Annotated in this window: 17 protein-coding genes; 8 read left to right on the top strand and 9 right to left on the bottom strand. The window is 67.0% G+C overall.

The features are described 5' to 3' along the window. Positions 1-64 precede the first annotated feature (64 nt). Together acnB and B447_RS15290 are read right to left on the bottom strand one after the other, a co-directional pair. Positions 65-2,662, bottom strand: a complete 2,598-nt coding sequence (gene acnB / locus B447_RS15295; RefSeq protein ID WP_002927992.1) for a bifunctional aconitate hydratase 2/2-methylisocitrate dehydratase — start codon at positions 2,660-2,662, stop codon at positions 65-67. 144 nt (positions 2,663-2,806) lie between these two features. Beyond that, on the bottom strand, positions 2,807-3,493 hold the full coding sequence (locus B447_RS15290; protein WP_002942323.1) for a DUF502 domain-containing protein: 687 nt from the start codon (positions 3,491-3,493) through the stop codon (positions 2,807-2,809). A gap of 151 nt (positions 3,494-3,644) precedes the next feature. Between B447_RS15290 and B447_RS15285 the strand changes: the two genes are divergently transcribed. The 3 genes from B447_RS15285 to B447_RS15275 are packed head-to-tail and all read left to right on the top strand — an operon-like array spanning position 3,645 to position 6,228. Continuing rightward, on the top strand, positions 3,645-4,031 hold the full coding sequence (locus tag B447_RS15285) for a YchJ family protein (protein ID WP_002942320.1): 387 nt from the start codon (positions 3,645-3,647) through the stop codon (positions 4,029-4,031). 16 nt (positions 4,032-4,047) lie between these two features. Continuing rightward, on the top strand, positions 4,048-4,431 hold the full coding sequence (locus tag B447_RS15280; protein ID WP_002942318.1) for a DUF6394 family protein: 384 nt from the start codon (positions 4,048-4,050) through the stop codon (positions 4,429-4,431). Between the two features lie 24 nt (positions 4,432-4,455). Then, a complete protein-coding gene (locus B447_RS15275) occupies positions 4,456-6,228 on the top strand; it encodes a potassium channel family protein (RefSeq protein WP_002942316.1) in 1,773 nt (590 codons plus the stop codon). Here the strand turns inward: B447_RS15275 and B447_RS15270 are convergent. Further along, a complete protein-coding gene (locus B447_RS15270) occupies positions 6,216-6,446 on the bottom strand; it encodes an RNA-binding S4 domain-containing protein (RefSeq protein WP_002927982.1) in 231 nt (76 codons plus the stop codon). The two genes, B447_RS15275 and B447_RS15270, sit on opposite strands and share 13 nt — an antisense overlap. Positions 6,447-6,652: 206 nt before the next feature. Between B447_RS15270 and B447_RS15265 the strand changes: the two genes are divergently transcribed. Further along, positions 6,653-7,798, top strand: coding sequence for a CobW family GTP-binding protein (locus tag B447_RS15265; RefSeq protein WP_002942312.1), 1,146 nt, complete (start codon positions 6,653-6,655; stop codon positions 7,796-7,798). Here B447_RS15265 and B447_RS15260 read toward each other — a convergent pair. Further along, positions 7,753-8,910 carry an NAD(P)/FAD-dependent oxidoreductase gene (locus tag B447_RS15260; protein ID WP_002942309.1) on the bottom strand — a complete coding sequence of 386 codons (1,158 nt, stop codon included), beginning with the start codon at positions 8,908-8,910 and terminating at the stop codon, positions 7,753-7,755. The two genes, B447_RS15265 and B447_RS15260, sit on opposite strands and share 46 nt — an antisense overlap. Positions 8,911-9,195: 285 nt before the next feature. Between B447_RS15260 and B447_RS15255 the strand changes: the two genes are divergently transcribed. After that, positions 9,196-10,053 carry an ATP adenylyltransferase family protein gene (locus B447_RS15255; protein WP_002942306.1) on the top strand — a complete coding sequence of 286 codons (858 nt, stop codon included), beginning with the start codon at positions 9,196-9,198 and terminating at the stop codon, positions 10,051-10,053. Between the two features lie 11 nt (positions 10,054-10,064). Here B447_RS15255 and B447_RS15250 read toward each other — a convergent pair whose 3' ends face one another. The 4 genes from B447_RS15250 to B447_RS15235 all read right to left on the bottom strand — a co-directional run bounded on the left by B447_RS15250 (position 10,065) and on the right by B447_RS15235 (position 13,185). After that, on the bottom strand, positions 10,065-10,439 hold the full coding sequence (locus B447_RS15250) for a YkgJ family cysteine cluster protein (protein ID WP_002927970.1): 375 nt from the start codon (positions 10,437-10,439) through the stop codon (positions 10,065-10,067). Between the two features lie 141 nt (positions 10,440-10,580). Continuing rightward, complete coding sequence (locus B447_RS15245; RefSeq protein WP_002942297.1) at positions 10,581-11,348, bottom strand: YecA/YgfB family protein; 768 nt, start codon at positions 11,346-11,348, stop codon at positions 10,581-10,583. Between the two features lie 54 nt (positions 11,349-11,402). After that, positions 11,403-12,107: a tRNA (guanine(46)-N(7))-methyltransferase TrmB gene (gene trmB / locus B447_RS15240; protein ID WP_002942294.1), complete on the bottom strand. Its 705-nt coding sequence runs from the start codon at positions 12,105-12,107 to the stop codon at positions 11,403-11,405. A 37-nt stretch (positions 12,108-12,144) separates the two neighbouring features. Continuing rightward, the gene (locus tag B447_RS15235) at positions 12,145-13,185 is read right to left on the bottom strand and encodes a tRNA dihydrouridine synthase (protein WP_002942287.1); all 1,041 of its coding nucleotides are present in this window, start codon (positions 13,183-13,185) and stop codon (positions 12,145-12,147) included. A gap of 173 nt (positions 13,186-13,358) precedes the next feature. Here B447_RS15235 and rpmE point away from each other — a divergent pair, with 173 nt between their 5' ends. Next, a complete protein-coding gene (gene rpmE, locus B447_RS15230; RefSeq protein WP_002927961.1) occupies positions 13,359-13,577 on the top strand; it encodes a 50S ribosomal protein L31 in 219 nt (72 codons plus the stop codon). 248 nt (positions 13,578-13,825) lie between these two features. After that, on the top strand, positions 13,826-15,478 hold the full coding sequence (locus B447_RS15225; protein ID WP_002942285.1) for an ArnT family glycosyltransferase: 1,653 nt from the start codon (positions 13,826-13,828) through the stop codon (positions 15,476-15,478). Between the two features lie 9 nt (positions 15,479-15,487). On the opposite strand, the gene orn is transcribed toward B447_RS15225, so the two are convergent. Further along, positions 15,488-16,036, bottom strand: coding sequence for an oligoribonuclease (orn, locus tag B447_RS15220; RefSeq protein ID WP_002942283.1), 549 nt, complete (start codon positions 16,034-16,036; stop codon positions 15,488-15,490). A 219-nt stretch (positions 16,037-16,255) separates the two neighbouring features. Between orn and B447_RS15215 the strand changes: the two genes are divergently transcribed. Continuing rightward, the gene (locus B447_RS15215) at positions 16,256-17,503 is read left to right on the top strand and encodes a M48 family metallopeptidase (protein WP_002942281.1); all 1,248 of its coding nucleotides are present in this window, start codon (positions 16,256-16,258) and stop codon (positions 17,501-17,503) included. Positions 17,504-17,535 lie beyond the last annotated feature (32 nt).

The following is a 17,535-nucleotide window of genomic DNA, read 5'->3' as shown; positions in this document are numbered from 1 at the left end:
CTGACGAGGGGTTCTCACGCGAGACGGCCTCCCGGCCGTCCCAGCCTTCCAGCTAGCTACCGCCTCAGACTTCCACCGTATCCGCGACCGAGCGGAATTCCTCGATCTGGTCGAAGTTCATGTAGCGGTAGATGTCGGCGGCCTTCTTGTTGACCACCTCCACCTGCGCCAGGTACTCCTGCACGGTCGGGATCTTGCCCATCAGCGCGCACACCGCAGCCAGCTCGGCGGAACCCAGATAGACGCGGGTGTCGATGCCCAGGCGGTTGGGGAAGTTACGCGTCGAGGTCGACATCGCGGTGCTGCCCTTGCGGATCTGCGCCTGGTTGCCCATGCACAGCGAGCAGCCCGGCATCTCCATGCGGGCGCCGGACTTGCCGAGCACGCCGTAGTAGCCTTCCTCGTTGAGGATCATCGCGTCCATCTTGGTGGGCGGGGCGATCCACAGGCGGGTCGGGATGTCGGTCTTGCCGTCGAGCACCTTGCCGGCGGCGCGGAAGTGGCCGATGTTGGTCATGCACGAGCCGATGAAGACTTCGTCGATCTTGTCGCCGGCGACTTCGGACAGCAGCTTGACGTCGTCCGGGTCGTTCGGGCAGGCGACGATGGGCTCCTTGATGTCGGCGAGATCGATCTCGATCACGGCGGCGTAGTCGGCGTCGGCATCACCGGAGAGCAGCTCGCCGTTGGCGATCCAGTCTTCCATGGCCTTGATGCGGCGCTTGAGGGTGCGGGCATCCTGGTAGCCGTTGGCGATCATCCACTTCATCAGGGTGATGTTCGAGTTCATGTACTCGACGATCGGCGCCTTGTTGAGGTGGACCGTGCAGCCGGCGGCGGAGCGCTCGGCCGAAGCGTCGGTCAGTTCGAAAGCCTGTTCGACCTTCAGATCCGGCAGGCCTTCGATCTCGAGGATGCGGCCGGAGAAGATGTTCTTCTTGCCCTTCTTCTCGACCGTCAGCAGGCCCTGGCGGATGGCGTACAGCGGGATCGCGTTGACCAGGTCACGCAGGGTGACGCCCGGCTGCATCGTGCCCTTGAAGCGCACCAGCACCGATTCCGGCATGTCGAGCGGCATCACGCCGGTCGCGGCGGCAAAGGCCACCAGGCCGGAGCCGGCCGGGAAGGAGATGCCGATCGGGAAGCGGGTGTGGCTGTCGCCGCCGGTGCCGACGGTGTCGGGCAGCAGCAGGCGGTTGAGCCAGGAGTGGATGACACCGTCGCCCGGACGCAGCGACACGCCGCCGCGGGTGCTGATGAAGCTCGGCAGCTCACGGTGCATCTTGACGTCGACCAGCTTCGGGTAGGCCGCGGTGTGGCAGAAGGACTGCATTACCAGGTCGGCGGAGAAGCCGAGGCAGGCGAGGTCCTTGAGCTCGTCGCGGGTCATCGGGCCGGTGGTGTCCTGGCTGCCGACGGTGGTCATCTTGGGTTCGCAGTAGGTACCCGGGCGGATGCCCTGGCCTTCCGGCATGCCGCAGGCGCGGCCGACCATCTTCTGCGCCAGCGAGAAGCCCTTGCCGGTGTCGGCGGGGGCCTGCGGCAGGCGGAAGAGCGTCGAGGGCGGCAGGCCGAGGGCCTCACGCGCCTTGGTGGTGAGGCCACGGCCGATGATCAGCGGGATGCGGCCACCTGCGCGCACCTCGTCCAGGATCACCAGGGTCTTCAGCTGCGACTCGGCGATCATGGCGCCGTTCTTCAGCGCGGTGACCTTGCCGGTGGCGTGGTCGACCTTGAGCTCGATCTCGTCGCCCATGTCCATCTGGCCGGCGTCGATCTCGATCGGCAGCGCGCCGGCGTCCTCCATGGTGTTGAAGAAGATCGGGGCGATCTTGGAGCCCAGGCACACGCCGCCGAAGCGCTTGTTCGGCACGAAGGGGATGTCCTCACCGGTGAACCACAGCACCGAGTTGGTAGCGGACTTGCGCGAGGAACCGGTACCGACCACGTCGCCAACGTAGGCGACCAGGTTGCCCTTGGCCTTGAGCTCCTCGAGGAACTTGACCGGACCACGCACGCCGGCCTCTTCCGGCTCGATGCCCGGGCGCGGGTTCTTGAGCATGGCCAGCGCGTGCAGCGGGATGTCGGGGCGCGACCAGGCGTCCGGTGCGGGCGACAGGTCGTCGGTGTTGGTCTCGCCGGTGACCTTGAACACGGTGAGCTTCTGCGAGGCGGGGACTTCCGGGCGGCTGGTGAACCACTCGGCGTCGGCCCACGACTGCATGACGGCCTTGGCGTTGGCGTTGCCGGCGGCGGCCAGTTCCTTGACGTCGTGGAAGTAGTCGAACATCAGCAGGGTCTTCTTGAGGCCCTCGGCCGCGACTGCGCCCACTTCGGCGTCGCCCAGCAGGTCGATCATCGGCTTGATGTTGAAGCCGCCCAGCATGGTGCCGAGCAGTTCGGTGGCCTTGGCGCGCGATACCAGGCCACAGGCCTCTTCGCCCTTGGCAACCTTGGCGAGGAACTCGGCCTTGACCTTGGCTGCGTCATCGACGCCAGCCGGCACACGATAGGTGAGGAGCTCGACGAGGAAGGCCTCCTCGCCGGCGGGGGGGTTCTTCAGCAGCTCGACCAGCTCGGTGACCTGCTGCTTGGACAGCGGCAGCGGCGGGATTCCGAGGGCGGCACGTTCGGCGACATGGGCACGGTAGGCTTCAAGCACGGCGACTTCCTCACTTTTCGTGGCGGTGATCAAGGCTCCGCACGGGGATCACCCTTGCGGATCGAACTGGATTATATGTCTTTTATAAGACTTGCGGTGCAGCGCAGCAAGCAGACATGTGATCCGGGTGAAAACTTGCAGATTCTACTCCTCTCCGGCGCGGCTTTCGCCTGCCGCGCGATAACGGATGTTCGCCGGCGAGGTGGCGCCTCCGGTCATCACGAAGCTCATTGCTTCGTCCATGGTCCAGTCGGTCGACACGACCTTCGACACCGGCACGATCTCGATGTATCCGGAGGTCGGATTGGGCGAAGTCGGCACATATACGGCAGCCAGTTCCTCACCGGTGGTCTCGTCGCGGATCACCCGGGTGACGAAGCCCACTGCCTTCATGTCCGGACTGGGGAAACTGATCAGCACGACGCGCTGCACGCCAGCGGGCTTCTCCTTGACGGCGGCGAGAAATCGCTTGGTGCCGCCGTAGATGGCCGCCACCAGAGGAATGTTCTGCACCAGGCGCTCGAGCCAGTCGATGATGCGCTGGCCGATGACCAGCGAAGCCAGCCAGCCCAGCAGGTAGAGCACCACCAGGGTGAAGATGACGCCCAGTACCGACTGGAACTGCGGAAGCAGGATGAAATCGGCAATCGCCGGGTAGTTGCGCCGCAGGCCGCGCGAGATGGCAACGACCCAGGGCGTGCCCAGCTTCGAGAGCTGGGTGAAGATGAAGTCGAATACGAGCCAGGTGACCCACAGCGGCGCGGCCGTCAACAGGCCGATCAGCAGGTAGCGCCGGGTGGTGCGGATGCGTTGTTGTGTGTCTTTGTCCATCGCGAGCGCGGTTCGTTAAGCGGATGTGAAAGCGTGCGAGGATACCGCAAGCCCGCTGCCCGCCGCGCGGCATCCCATGCGCGTTAGCGGTTTTCTCTGTGCATGCGTCGAATTCGGGCAGAATCGGGGCATTGCAGCATTTTGATCCAGCATGAAGCCAGACCAGCCCTGCCCCTGCGGCTCCAGCCGCCTCCATGCGCACTGCTGCGCGTTGTTGCTAGACAGCGGCGCACCGGCCGCCAGTGCCGAAGCCCTCATGCGCTCGCGCTATACCGCCTTCGTGCTCGGCCGCGAAGACTACCTGCTCGCCACCTGGCACCCCAGCACGCGCCCGGCTGCGCTCGACCTAGCCAATGAGCCGGCGGTACGCTGGATCGGCCTGCAGGTCAGGGACCATGTACGCTGCGCACCCGACCGCGCCGAGGTCGAGTTCGTCGCCCGCTACCGTATCGGTGGCCGCGCCCACCGGCTGCACGAGCGCAGCCGCTTCGTGCGTGTCGACGAGCGCTGGTACTACGTCGACGGAACCCTTTTCTGACCCGGACCTGCCCGCCATGAACCTCGAAAAAGTCATCTTCGGCTTCTTCATCGTGCTCGCTGCCACGCTCAACTTCGGTTTCGTGCTCGGCGACTTCGACAACCCCACCCACCATCACATCTACGAACTGTTCGCCGCCCTCGTGGTGAGCATGATCGCCACCGTGCTCAAGTTCGGCGATCGCACCCAGATCGGTGCCATCCACCTGTCGACAAGCCTGGTGGCCGACCTCCAGCTGGTGGCGGCGGCCATGGTGTGGGGCTACGCTGCCCACGTCTCCGCAGCAGGCGTGACACCGGAGGCCACGGCCAGCATCGTGTCGCTGTCCGCAGGCGCGCTGCTGGCCAACATGGTGTCGGTGGTCATCCTCATCGCCGAGACCATCATCCAGCGCCGCTGACTTGCTCCCGCCCGGATAACGGCCATGGAACCGCTCGCCCGCCACCACAGCGTCTTCTTCCTGATCATGCGGCGCATGCGCACACCGCTGATCATGCTGATCACGATCATGGCGATCTCGGTGCTCGGGCTCACGCTGGTACCCGGCGTGGACGACGACGGCAAGGTCACCTACCTGAGCTTCTTCCACGCCCTGTACTTCATGAGTTACACGGCGACGACGATCGGCTTCGGTGAGGTGCCCTACTCATTCTCCGACCAGCAGCGGCTGTGGGTGACCATCTCCATCTACATGTCGGTGATCGGCTGGGCCTACACGCTGGGCTCGGTGTTCAACCTGCTGTCGGACCGCAGCCTGCGCCAGGCCATATCGATGCAGCGCTTCGTGCGCGCGGTGCGCCGCCTGCGCGAACCCTTCTACCTGGTCGCCGGCTATGGCGAGACCGGCCGGCTCATCTGCCAGGCACTGGACCGCAAGGGCGTGCGCGCCGTCGTACTGGAAATCGACGACAACAAGGTGGGCGAGATCGACCTGCACAGCTACGCGCTCGACGTACCGGCAATCTGCGCCGACGCCGGCAACCCCGAAACGCTCAAGTATGCCGGCCTCACACACCCCCATTGCGCGGGCGTGGTTGCGCTCACCAACGACGACCAGACCAACCTCGCACTGGCCATCTCGGCGCGCCTGCTGGCGCCAAAGGTGCCGGCGGTATGCCGTGCCGAGCATCGCGCCACCTCGGCAAACATGGCCTCCTTCGGCACCCGCCACATCATCAACCCCTTCGAACGCTTCAGCGAGACGCTGGCGCTAGCGCTGCATGCGCCCAACGCTTCCCAGCTCATGGGCTGGCTCACCGGGCTGTCGGGCACGCGCTTCGAACGCCGGCGCGACCCGCCGCGCGGACACTGGATCATCTGCGGCCATGGCCGCTTCGGGCGCTGGATGGTGGATGCCATGGATGCCGAAGCGGTGCCGGTAACGATCATCGACATCGAGCCCAAGGGCGACGGCGTGCACCGCTGGGTGCAGGGCGACGGCACCGGCAAGGACGCCCTCACCGAAGCAGGCGTGACCACCGCCAGCGGTATCGTGTGCGGCACCAGCTCCGATGTCGACAACCTGTCGATCGCGGTGACCGCGCGCGAGCTCAACCCCGGGCTGTTCGTCATCCTGCGCCAGAACCACTACGACAACCGCGCCCTGTTCGATGCCTTCGAATCGGACATCACCGTAGTCCCGAGCCGCATCATCGCCCACGAATGCCTGGCCATCCTCAGCACACCGCTGCTCGCCCCCTTCCTTGCCGAGGTGCGCACGCGTGACGAGGACTGGTGCGGCGCCCACCTCGAACGCCTCACCACCCGCCTGGGCTGGACCGTGCCCGAGATCCGCAGCGAACGCATCAACCTCAGCCGCGCCCCAGCCCTCTACCGGCGCCTGATGCGCGGCGAGACTGTGACGCTGTCGATGCTGCTGCGCTGGCCGGTCGATCGCAGCGTGGCGCTGCACTGCGAAGTGCTATTCCTCGATCGCGACGACGACGACCACCTGCTGATGCCGGCCGCCAACACGCCAATCCGAGCCGGTGACGAACTGCTGCTCGCCGGTACCGCGGCCGCGCTGAACGATTTCCGGCTCATCGTCGGCAACGAGCACACGCTCAACTACGTGCTCACCGGCGAAGACCTGCCCGGCGGCTGGATCTGGGAGCGTCTCGCGCGCAGCAAGGCGCGAGCAAGCCTGCCCGCCCCGGCGAACGGCAGACCAAAGAGCAACGGCAGCTATCTGCCCTGAGCGCCCGCGGCGACCAGTACCACCTCCTCACCGCCCAGGCGCACGCGCTGCCCGGGCCTCAGCTTGGCGCGCTTGCGCGTCTCGCACACGCCATCCACCGCCACACCGCCCTGCTCGACCAGGGCATGCGCTTCACCCCCCGAGCCCACCAGCCCGCTCGCCTTGAGCAACTGGTCGAGCTGAATGTACTCCCCGCGCACTTCAAACTGCATCGTCATCGTATTCTCCACAAACGGTCGCCACTGTAGCCTGCGAGCCCGTTCCAACTCAATTGAATCCGGCCTGCCGGCCCGCGCCGCGCCCCCTGCAGGCGACGTGCGCTACGGGGCACCGCAGGAGCGACGCCAGTCGCGAGCCTTTTGCATTCTTCCATCCAACGCTGCTGCTACCATCACGTCCTCACGCCCTCCACCGCCTGCCGAACATGAGCTCCACAACGCCGCCCAGCGCCCCACCACCTGCCTCTCACGACCACCGCATCCCGGTCACCATCCTCACCGGCTTCCTCGGGGCGGGCAAGACCACCTTGCTCAACCACCTGCTCAAGCAGCCGCAAATGGCTGGTGCGGCGGTACTGATCAACGAATTCGGCGAGGTCGGCGTTGATCATCATCTGGTCGAGCAGGTCGACGAATCGGTCGTACTGCTCGACTCCGGCTGCATCTGCTGCAGCGTGCAGGGCGACCTGGTGAAGGCGCTCAAGGGCATCTTCATGCGCGCGCTACGCAAGGAGATTCCGCCCGTCACCCGCGTGCTGATCGAGACCACCGGCCTTGCCGACCCGGTGCCGGTGGTGCATACCGTGATGGAGGAACCCTTCATAGCCGAACGCTACCGCTGCGACGGCGTGATCACCGCAGTGGACGCCACCCATGCGATCACCCAGCTCGGCGACAACCGCGAGGCGGTGCGCCAGGTGGCGATGGCCGATCGCCTGCTGATCACGAAGTGCGACCTCGCCGACACCGCAACCCTGGCAGAGGTTGCAGCCCGCATCGCGACACTCAACCCGGGCGCGCAGCAGGTCGAGATCAGCCATGGCAGCATTGACCCGGATGTCGTGTTCGGCTGCGGGCTCTACGACCCTGGCGCCAAGTCGCCTGACGTCGCGGCCTGGCTTGGCGAAGAGCGGGTGCGCCATCAGCAGGCACGCAAGGCCGCACTTGCTGCGCCGCTGGCCTGGCGCAAGAGCGGCCAGCCGATCGTGGCGCCGACGGCGCCTGCCCGCCACGACGCGAACGTGACGAGCTACGTGCTGACCTTCCCCGAGCCGCTCAACTGGTTCGCCTTCTCGGATGCGCTCGGCCTGCTGTTGCAGGTCTACGGCGAACGCGTGCTGCGCATCAAGGGCTTGCTCAACGTCGCCGGCGACCCGCTGCCACGCATCGTCCAATGCGTTCAGCACTCGATCTACCAGCCCACGAGCCTGCCAGCCTGGCCCGACCAGCCGCCCTACGACGACCGCAAGAGCCGCCTGGTCTTCATCGTCCGCGAGCTGCCACGCACGGCAGTGGTCGAGCTCTTCTACAGCATCGGCGGGGTCGAGGCAGAGGCCGAACCCTCAGCCTGAAGGCTAGCACCGCTGATCACCATCCCCGCCACATGGGCGCCGATTGCCAGCGCCGAGGTCAGGCCGGGCGATTCGATGCCGTAAAGGTGCACCAGACCCGCCACGCCATGCTGCACCGGGCCGTCGATGCGGAAGTCGGCATCCGCCTCGCCCGGGCCGACGATCTTCGGCCGCACGCCGGCATAGGCAGGCTGCAGTCGCGCTGCATCGAGCGCGGGCCACCAGTCGCGGATGGCGCTGGCAAAGCGCTCCGCCCGCGCTGGATCGACATGGTAGTCGGGGAAATCGACCCACTCGACATCGGGCCCGAAGCGGGCCTGGCCGGCCAGGTCCAGGGTGAGGTGTACGCCCAGCCCGCCAGGCTCGGGGATGGGATAGACGAGATGCGAGAACGGCGCCTTGCCGGCATAGCCGAAATACACCCCGCGCGCATAGCAGGCCCGCGGCGCCTGCGCCGAGGCCGCGCTGCGGATGGCACGCCCCAGACCGACCGCCTCCAACCCGGCCGCATTGACCACCCAGCGCGCGCGCAGCTTCATCGGCGCGGTGCCGCCCACCTCGAGCACCACACCCCCATCCTCGGCAACCCCGCCAGTCACCGGGCTGCGCAGCACAAGCACGGCACCATGGCGCTCGGCATCGGCCAGCAGGGCGAGCATCAGGCCATGGCTGTCGATGATGCCGGTCGACGGCGACAGCAGCGCCGCATGTGCCTCCAGCGCCGGTTCGAGCGCTGCCAAGGCGCTGCCATCGAGCCGGCGCAGGTCGCCTACCCCGTTGGCGCGGGCACGCGCCGCGATCGCCTCGAGCGCATCGGTCTGGGCCGCCCGCGCGGCAAGCACAAGCTTGCCGCAGCGCACATGCGCGACCCCACGCCGCGCACAGTACGCGTACAGCATCTCCCGCCCGGCTACACACAGCCGGGCCTTCAGCGAGCCCGGCCGATAGTACAGACCGGCGTGGATGACCTCGCTGCTGCGGGCACTGATACCGCTACCGATACGGTCTTCACGCTCGATGACGAGCACCTCGCGGCCTGCTTCGGCCAAGGCCTTCGCGCACGCAAGCCCCACCACGCCGGCACCGATCACCACGACATCGACCTGCTCCATGGCCGCTTTTCTCCTTTGCCGGATCATCGCACAAGGTCAGTGACTCAAGCCGGTACGCGCTTGATGAATGGCTGACCGGCGCCACCCGCGAGCCTCCGCGTGTGCCCAGCCCAATGGTCGGAGCTTAACGCTCCATGTAGCATGCAGGGAACGACATCCCCCCCTTGGCCCAGACCACTCGCCCGCATGACCCGCACCGCCCGCCCTACCGCCATCGCGCCACCCCGCATCGAAGCATCCGCCAACGAAACGGACGCTCCCGGCGCAACGACAGCCGATTGTCCTATGGACGCGCTGCTGCAGCGTGCAGACCGCTGCAGCGCAGACGCCTTCGCGTGCGGTGCGCTGCAGCCCATTCGCACCGAGCAGACCTGGCTCGACGCCGAAGGCCTGCGCTTTTCCGTACGCTGGGTATCCTCGCTCGCACTCAAGGACCGCGCACGCGTCGACACCGTCATTCGCCGGCGCCCCGACTTCAACCCATTCCTGCCGCCTGAGCCCGCGCTGACGGTGGCAGCAATCGGCGAGCATCACCTCGTCGTGCTCAACAAGTTTCCGGTGATCGAGCGCCACCTGCTGATCGTCACCCGTGCGTTCGAGCCCCAGACGGCAGCACTGTCGGACTCCGACCTGCTCGCCCTCGCAAAGGTGCTGCGCGCACATGGCGGCTTGGGTTTCTACAACGGCGGACGCATTGCCGGTGCCAGCCAGGCGCACAAGCACTTGCAGTGGGTACCGTCGACCGCAGCTGCACTGACACCCTTCGTGCCGCGCTCCTGCCTCGATAGGCCCGGGTACGCGGTATGCAACCCCGCACTGCCCTGGGCACACGCGTTCGTCGGTCTGGAAGAGCACGCGTGGAGAGACGACACAGCTGCCGGCCAGAACCTGCGCGCAGCTCTCCAGACTGCCTGCGCAGCGCTTTCCATGCCCGCGCGCGCCCAATCGATGCCTGACTACAACCTGCTGGTCAGCCGCGAGTGCCTGCTGCTGGTGCCGCGCACGCAGGAGAAATGGCAGGACGTGTCGATCAACTCGCTGGCGTACGCAGGTTCCCTGTTCGTACGTGACCACGCCCAGATCGAGCGCCTGCGCGCTGCAGGTGCGCTTGCGGTGCTGGCCGCAGTTGGTCGGCCGGGGTGAGGCGCATTCCGTCAGGCTGCACGCGGCAGCGGCGACTGGGGCAATGGCGAGTGCGGCAGCGGCGGCAGGCCAATGGTGGCGCGCAGTTCATCGCACTTCGGGTTGGGCGTGCCGTCGTCGAAATAGACCGGAAACTCGCGACAGGGCGTCGGACGGTTTTCGTAGATGGTGCATGCGACCTGCTTGCCAACCTCGCCGGCGAGTGCTGAACAGCGCCGCGGCACCGTGTTGCTGCCCTTCATGCAACGCATCGTATGGTTGAGCTTCTCGGTCATGGCGGCGGGCACGAACCCACCGGGGGCATCGTCCGCCTCTGCCCAGTAGAACGAGATGCGGAAGTGGGTGCAGCAGATGCCGCAATCCAGGCAGGGGTTGAAACCTTCCATGAACCGTTTTCGCAGGAAATGAACATTGATCGGGGGCCGAGAGGCGCGCGGATTCTATCCCAACGGCCACACCGCGCAAGCCCCCGAGCACCTGATTAGTGCTTATCAATCAATGCCCTGCAAAACATTTTGCAGAAAGATTCAATCCTCCTGAGGCGCACCCTCCGCGCCGCAGCACTTCTTGTACTTCTTGCCGCTGCCGCAGGGGCAGGCGTCATTGCGCCCAGGCGTCGCGGCGGCGGGCTTGCGCGGCGCCTCGGTCGACAGGACCTCTGCCGTTGGCAGCCCCAGGTCGCGCCAGTGCGAGAACACGTCGTTGACCGTCTCGCCCACTGCACCGAGCCAGCCCAGACGGGTTTCATCATCGGCGCCCGCCGCGTCTTCCTCGCCCCAGGGCGCGAGCACCTCGTCGAGCGCCTCGCGCACGGCCTCCACCGCCTCCTCGTCCAGCCCTTCTTCCCAACCTTCAGGCCACAGGTCCAGACCCTGCGCAAAACCGTCGATCCAGGCCTCGCCCAGCTTCAGGCTGTCGCCTTCGGAGATGGCGAAGCAGAACGGCTCCCAGCAGGCCTCGTCGTCATCGTCCAGGCCGAGGGTGGCGAGCAACTCGTTGTGATAGGCTTTCACCAGACGGATCGCGCGCTGCAATCCGCTGCCCGAGCCGAAGCCGATCTCGTCGCCATGAGCCGACCAGACGCCGGGCATCCAGCGCTCGGGACCGATCGGCCGCGGCGACAGCAGAACGCCAGCGAGGTAGCCGTCCAGCATCTCGAGATCCATGCAGTCCTCCGGCACGACGTCGGAGGTCAGGATTTCCTCCAGCGCTTCGAAGTCCTCGTCACGCATGAGAGTGGGCTTGGCCGGGGGTACAGGCGTGTTCTCGGGGGTGTTTTCGGGCAGGTCGGTCATGGCAGTCTCCACAGGTCGGTACCAAGGGTGGCGCATGCAGCGCCGCCCGGCAAGTCAAAGATCCGTTACAGCGCCCGCAGTGATTGCGGCGGACGGCAGTTCGAGTACGAGCCGGTAAAGCGCCTGGCCGGAATCGCGATACTTGCGCTCGAAGGGCGTGAGCGGCTGGTCGGCCTCGAAGGTCTCCCACGACGGCGCACTGCCGAGTGCCACGCCGAGCGCACACGCGAACTCCTCGATATAGACCTGCCAGTTGCTGCGGCATTCCAGCACCCCGCCGGCGCGGACGATCCACGGGAACACCGGATGAGCGTGCCAGCGTCGCCCCAGGTGGCCGATCTTGGGCCAGGGATTGGGATACAGCAGGTAGTGGCGCGCCAGCCGCAGCCCGGCGGCGTCGAGCAGGCGCCAGTAGTCAACCAGGTCGGCGCGCACGAAGACCATGTTCCTGGGCAGCAGCGCATCCGGGTAGGGCTTGCGTCGCGACAGCCGGTCCTGGGACTGATCGACGCCGATCACCCAGTGGTCCGGGAACTGGCGGGCGATCTGGATGGTGCTGTGGCCCACGCCGCAGCCGGCGTCCAGGATGAGCGGCGCACGCCCGTCCCAGCCCGCCAGGCTGATGTCGAAGGCGGCGCGGTTGTACTCCGCGTAGGGCTTGCGAAAAGGCTCGGCGAGGTGCTTGCGCACACGCTCGGCGAGGGCATCGTGCACCGTCTGCTGGGCGCTCTGCGGGATACTGGAGTTGGCGTAGCTCATCGGCTGTCCTCGGCGAGGCACGTCGGTTCGGTCTGGGTCATGCGGCGATCGGCAGCAGGCGCTTGGCCTCAGGCAAGGCATCGGCAACGGTATCGGCCACGCAGCTCGCCTGCGCACCGAGCGGGACGCCGTGTCGCGCCATCACCGCTTCGATCTCGGCCAGCGCCTTGATGGGCCGGATGTCGGTGAAGAGGCGATCGGCCTGTGGGTAGTTGCGGGCGAGCAGGTGCAGCCACTGCTTGATGCGCCCGGACACGTGGCGCGGCTCGACCTTGCGCCGCACGCGGACGCGAAAATCCTCCAGCAGCATCAGCAACACCTGCCATTCGCGCGCGCGCTCGGCGGCGTCCGGCGCGTCCAGCCGCCCTGCGCGGATGCGCGCGGCGAGGAAGGGGTCAGCCACCGCGCCGCGCCCGATCATCACGCCCGGCACGCCAGCGACGGCGCGGCAGCGCACCCAGTCGGCGGCGGTCCACACCTCGCCGTTGGCCACGACCGGCACGTTCACCACATCGGCGATGCGCGCAACCCATTCCCAGTGCGCAGGCGGCTTGTAGCCCTGCACCTTGGTGCGCGCATGGACCACCAGGCCATGCACACCGCCTTCGACCAGGGCCAGCGCACACTCGCGCGCGCGGCCCGGGTCGGCAACCCCCAGGCGCATCTTGGCCGTGAGCGGCAGGTCAGGCGGCAGCACAGCCGCGAGCGCTGCGGCGATGCGATGCAGCAGTTCGGGCTCGTCGAGCAGCACGGCACCACCACGATGGCGGTTGACCGTGGGCGCAGGGCAGCCGAAATTGAGATCAACCCCGGCGGGCTCGAGCCGCGCCAGGCGCTCGGCGTTGGCCGCCATGCAGGCCGGGTCGGAACCGAGCAGCTGCACCCGCACAGGCACTCCGGCGCCCGTGCGGCTACCGGCATCCAGTTCGGGGGCGATGCGGCGAAAGTAGCGGTCGGGCAGAAGGCTGCCGGAAACGCGTACGAACTCGGTCACCGCGTGCTCGTAGCCGCCCACCCGCGTCAGCACCGCGCGCAGGACGTCATCGAGCAAGCCTTCCATGGGCGCGAGCAACAGCACCGCGGTCTCCTTGCCGCAGAGGCGGCAGCCGATCCGAAAGGGCGCGATTGTAATACCGCAGCCAGGCCCGCGCTGCGCATTTTCCTTGCATGGGTGTTGCGACTGTCGGATAATCCCGGATTCTTCACAACAGGGTGGTCACATCCGCCGCCCGCCAGCATCAGGAAACCACCATGAAAGCGGACATCCATCCCAAGTACAACGACGTCAACGTGACCTGCTCCTGCGGTAACACGTTCGTCACCCGCTCGACCCTGGGCAAGCCCGCCTACCACGTTGAAGTGTGCTCGGCCTGCCACCCGTTCTACACCGGCAAGCAGAAGATCGTCGACACCGCCGGCCGCGTCGAGCGCTTCCGCCAGAAGTACGGCAGCGTCCAGCGCGCCAGCTGATCCGGCACGCGCGGCGCCCGACGAGGTGCCGCACGCCTGAGCGCCCAAACGCGCCTCGGCAGCACAGAGCAGGCAGCTTCGGCTGCCTTTTTTGTGTCCGGCGCATACACAAGCGTGGCGCCCAAAGCCCCGGCGCAGCAGCGCTGCACAGTCCTGGCGGGCGTAGCGGGCGTAGCGCCCGCACCGCTCCCTCCGCCCACGCTGCCGGCATGTTTGCCAGCAATACAACTCACCCGCACAATGCGCGCATGATTCGCGAGCCCGCCACGCCCACCCTGTTCCAGCGCCGCATCTATGGCACCGTCGGCCTGACCGTGCTGATCGCGGCTTACCTGCTTGTCGGTCTCACCGTGCACGACCCCTGGCGCGGCGACGATGCGCGCTATTTCGGCCCCGTGCTGAGCATCCTGCAGGGCGAGTCGGCGCTGTTCCCGATGCTGGCTGGCGAGCCACTGACAGACTATCCGCCACTCTACTACTGGGTGGCAGCGGTGTTTGCCGCATTGGCTGGCGATCTGCTCACGGCACATGGCGCTGCACGCCTTGCGAGTGCGCTGTTCGTCGCAATCGCCATTTTCTTCACCGCACGCGCGGCAGAATCCCTGCATGGTCGGTCCAGTCGCACGCCAGCGGCCCTGCTAGCGCTCGGTACGCTCGGTCTCGTCCTGCATGCCCATGAGACTCAGCCTTTGCTGGCGGTGTTCGCGATGCTCGCACTGACTCTGAGCGGTCTGGCCGAACTGCCGCGGCGCCCCCTCGCCGGCGGCGTCACGGCCGGGCTGGGCAGCGGCCTTGCCTTCCTCGCCGGCGGCCTCGGCGGGCTCTTGATCACAGCGCCCTTGATGATGCTGGCGCTACTCAGCGCCGAATGCCGCCAGCCGCGCGCCAGCGGCGGACTGCTTGCCGGTCTGTGCCTGATGCTGGCCGTGTCGGGTGCCTGGCCACTTGCCCTGCACCTGAACGCCCCCGAACTGCTCAACCTGTGGCTGGGCGCCGAATGGCTGAGACTGTCGGCCGCAGCACTCGCCGTCGCGGAAACACCCCGCCTGCTCGAACTCGTCGGCTGGTTCCTGTGGCCGCTGTGGCCAGTCGCACTGTGGGGGCTGTGGCGCGCCCGCCGCCACCTCAGCTCTCTGCCCGCCCTGCTGCCGGTGCTCAGCCTCGCGCTGGGCCTGGGCTGGGTGGTCCTGTCCGGCGACCTGTCGCAGGCCAACATGCTCGCCCTGATTCCAGGTGCCGCCTTGCTCGCGGCAGTGGGGGTCGTGCAGCTGCGTCGCGGCGCAGCGAGCGCCTTCGACTGGTTCGCGCTGATGAGCCTGGCAGTATTCGGGATCCTGGTCTGGCTGGCGTGGAGCGCTCAGGCATTCGAGTGGCCGCCAGGGCTTGCCCGCCACGTTGAGCGCAATGCGCCCGACTTCGTCCTGCCACAGGAGCAATACCGCCTGATCGCAGGCGTGGCGATCACTGCGCTGTGGATCCTGCTCGTGGCGCGCCTGCCACGCAGCATCTCGCGAGCGCCTGCCAACTGGGCAATCGGCCTGGTCATGCTGTGGAGCCTTGCCGTGGTCCTGCTGATGCCGTGGTTCGACCATGGGCGCAGCTACCGCGGTGTGGTGCAATCGCTGGACATCGCCGTCCAGGGCGAACGCAGCGAACGGCCACTGAGCTGCATTGCCACCACCGGACTATCCGACGCGATGCGCACCTCGATGGACTATTACGCCGGGCTGCGCGCCGAACGTATCGTCGCAGGCAGTACGCCGTGCCCGCTGCTGCTGGTGCAGCTCGAGCGTCGCGAGGGCGCCGTCGAGCTCGCGCCCGAATGGGAGACAGTGTGGGAGTTCCGCCGTGGCGCCGGCAAGCGCCAGGAGAACTTCAGGCTGTTGCGGCGGAGGGAGTAGGACCGCTGCTCAGTCCAGGCGCAGGAAGTGATCGCGGTAGTGGCGCAACTCGGCAATCGATTCGTGGATGTCGGCCAGTGCGGTGTGTGTGCCGGCCTTCTTGACGCCCTCGTACACCTCCGGGCGCCAGCGCCTGGCGAGCTCCTTGACTGTGGACACGTCGAGGTTGCGGTAATGGAACCAGGCCTCCAGGCCCGGCATCCAGCGTGCAAGAAAACGACGATCCTGGCACACCGAGTTGCCGCACATCGGCGAACTGCGCGCCGGCACCCATTGCTGCAGGAATTCCAGCACCGTAGCCTCGGCCTCCGCCTCGGACACGGTCGATGCCCGCACCCGCGCCGTGAGGCCGGACTTGCCATGCGTGTTGCGGTTCCATTCGTCCATGCCGTCGAGCACGCTGTCGGGCTGGTGAACGGTGATCACCGGCGCCTCGGCGATGGTCTCGAGCTGCTCGTTGGTGAGCACGATGGCGATCTCGATGATGCGATCGCGATCGGGTTCCAGGCCGGTCATCTCCATGTCCAGCCAGATAAGGGTATTGGGGTCCTGTGCCATAATCGATGCGCCCTGTCGGTGCGTTGCCACGAAACAATCAAGGGGGCGATTGTGTCACAGTTCGCATGACTCGCTGCAGCCATGGCTCACCCTGGCGCAGCAATCGCAGGAGCGCCAGCCCGTGTTTCGAAGCTGGCGCCTCGCACCCCATGGCCGAACGCCCAGTCCTCGGCAGCAGGCCCGTTGTTCAACAGCCCCCCTCGCCTCCCCTGACCACCGATGAATGCATTCACCGCCCTCTTCGTCTGCGTCCTGCTGCTCGGCCTCGCCGCGCGGCTGGCGCTGATGCAGCGCCACAGGCACCACGTGCAGGCGCATCGCGATCGCGTGCCCGAGGCCTTTGCCGATGCCATCCCGCTCGCCTCACACCAGCGTGCGGCCGACTACACGGCAGCACGCGTCGGCCTCGGCATGCGCGACGCGGTGGCAGGCGTGGTGCTGGTCCTGGTGCTGACACTGGGCGGCGGATTGCAGTTCATCCATGACGCGTGGGCGCCACTGCTCGGTGCCGGCAGCCTGGCGCACGGTGTCTCCCTGCTGGCGACGCTGGGTGTGCTCGGCTGGCTGGTGGACCTGCCCTTCGTGCTCGCACGCACCTTCGGCATCGAGCGACGCTTCGGTTTCAATCGCATGACCCCACGCCTGTTCGTCACCGACACTGTCCGCCAGGGCGCACTCGCGGCCTTGATCGGCCTGCCCGTGCTTGCGCTGCTGCTATGGCTCGCGGGCGCAATGGGCGAACTCTGGTGGCTGTGGGTGTGGGCATTCTGGCTCGGCTTCAACCTGCTGGCGATGATCATCTGGCCCACCTTCATCGCGCCTCTCTTCAACACCTTCACGCCGCTAGCCGACTCCGCGCTCAAGGCACGCGTCGAAGCCCTGCTGACGCGTTGCGGCTTCCAGTCCAAGGGGCTGTTCGTGATGGACGGCTCACGGCGCTCGGCGCATGGCAATGCCTATTTCACCGGCTTCGGTGCCGCCAAGCGCATCGTCTTCTTCGACACCCTGCTCGCCAAGCTCAACGCAGACGAAGTCGAAGCCGTGCTCGCCCACGAACTCGGACACTTCCGTCACCACCACATCATCAAGCGCCTGGCCGTGCTTGCACCGACCAGCCTGGTCCTGCTCGCCCTGCTGGGATGGCTCGCGAGCCAGCCCTGGTTCTTCACCGGACTGGGGACTTCGGCAAACGACATGGCGACCGCACTGGCCCTGTTCTTCCTCGTGCTGCCTGCCTTCACCTTTCCGCTCGCTCCGGTGCTCAGCCACATGTCGCGCAGGCACGAGTTCGAGGCCGACGCCTACGCGGCGAAGCAGACGCGCGCATCGGATCTCGTCGCAGCGCTGGTCAAGCTCTACCGCGACAATGCCTCGACGCTGACGCCTGACCCCCTGTATTCGCGCGTGTTCGACTCGCACCCGCCCGCGGTGCTGCGCGTGGCGCGCCTGCAGGCATTGCCGCACTGAATCGTGGACCTCCTGGCCGAGGGCGAATACCA

The organism is Thauera sp. 27 (assembly GCF_000310125.2).
In the GTDB taxonomy this organism is placed as follows: domain Bacteria; phylum Pseudomonadota; class Gammaproteobacteria; order Burkholderiales; family Rhodocyclaceae; genus Thauera; species Thauera mechernichensis.
Note: the sequence above shows the minus strand (reverse complement) of the source record. Positions and strands in the feature narration are given on the sequence as shown.

Excerpts from the sequence above, each read along its gene's own strand:
- B447_RS15290 (WP_002942323.1), bottom strand. The coding sequence starts at position 3,493 with ATGGACAAAGACACACAACAACGCATCCGCACCACCCGGCGCTACCTG.
- B447_RS15285 (WP_002942320.1), top strand. The coding sequence starts at position 3,645 with ATGAAGCCAGACCAGCCCTGCCCCTGCGGCTCCAGCCGCCTCCATGCG.
- B447_RS15280 (WP_002942318.1), top strand. The coding sequence starts at position 4,048 with ATGAACCTCGAAAAAGTCATCTTCGGCTTCTTCATCGTGCTCGCTGCC.
- B447_RS15275 (WP_002942316.1), top strand. The coding sequence starts at position 4,456 with ATGGAACCGCTCGCCCGCCACCACAGCGTCTTCTTCCTGATCATGCGG.
- B447_RS15270 (WP_002927982.1), bottom strand. The coding sequence starts at position 6,446 with ATGACGATGCAGTTTGAAGTGCGCGGGGAGTACATTCAGCTCGACCAG.
- B447_RS15265 (WP_002942312.1), top strand. The coding sequence starts at position 6,653 with ATGAGCTCCACAACGCCGCCCAGCGCCCCACCACCTGCCTCTCACGAC.
- B447_RS15260 (WP_002942309.1), bottom strand. The coding sequence starts at position 8,910 with ATGGAGCAGGTCGATGTCGTGGTGATCGGTGCCGGCGTGGTGGGGCTT.
- B447_RS15255 (WP_002942306.1), top strand. The coding sequence starts at position 9,196 with ATGGACGCGCTGCTGCAGCGTGCAGACCGCTGCAGCGCAGACGCCTTC.
- B447_RS15250 (WP_002927970.1), bottom strand. The coding sequence starts at position 10,439 with ATGGAAGGTTTCAACCCCTGCCTGGATTGCGGCATCTGCTGCACCCAC.
- B447_RS15245 (WP_002942297.1), bottom strand. The coding sequence starts at position 11,348 with ATGACCGACCTGCCCGAAAACACCCCCGAGAACACGCCTGTACCCCCG.
- trmB (WP_002942294.1), bottom strand. The coding sequence starts at position 12,107 with ATGAGCTACGCCAACTCCAGTATCCCGCAGAGCGCCCAGCAGACGGTG.
- rpmE (WP_002927961.1), top strand. The coding sequence starts at position 13,359 with ATGAAAGCGGACATCCATCCCAAGTACAACGACGTCAACGTGACCTGC.
- B447_RS15225 (WP_002942285.1), top strand. The coding sequence starts at position 13,826 with ATGATTCGCGAGCCCGCCACGCCCACCCTGTTCCAGCGCCGCATCTAT.
- orn (WP_002942283.1), bottom strand. The coding sequence starts at position 16,036 with ATGGCACAGGACCCCAATACCCTTATCTGGCTGGACATGGAGATGACC.
- B447_RS15215 (WP_002942281.1), top strand. The coding sequence starts at position 16,256 with ATGAATGCATTCACCGCCCTCTTCGTCTGCGTCCTGCTGCTCGGCCTC.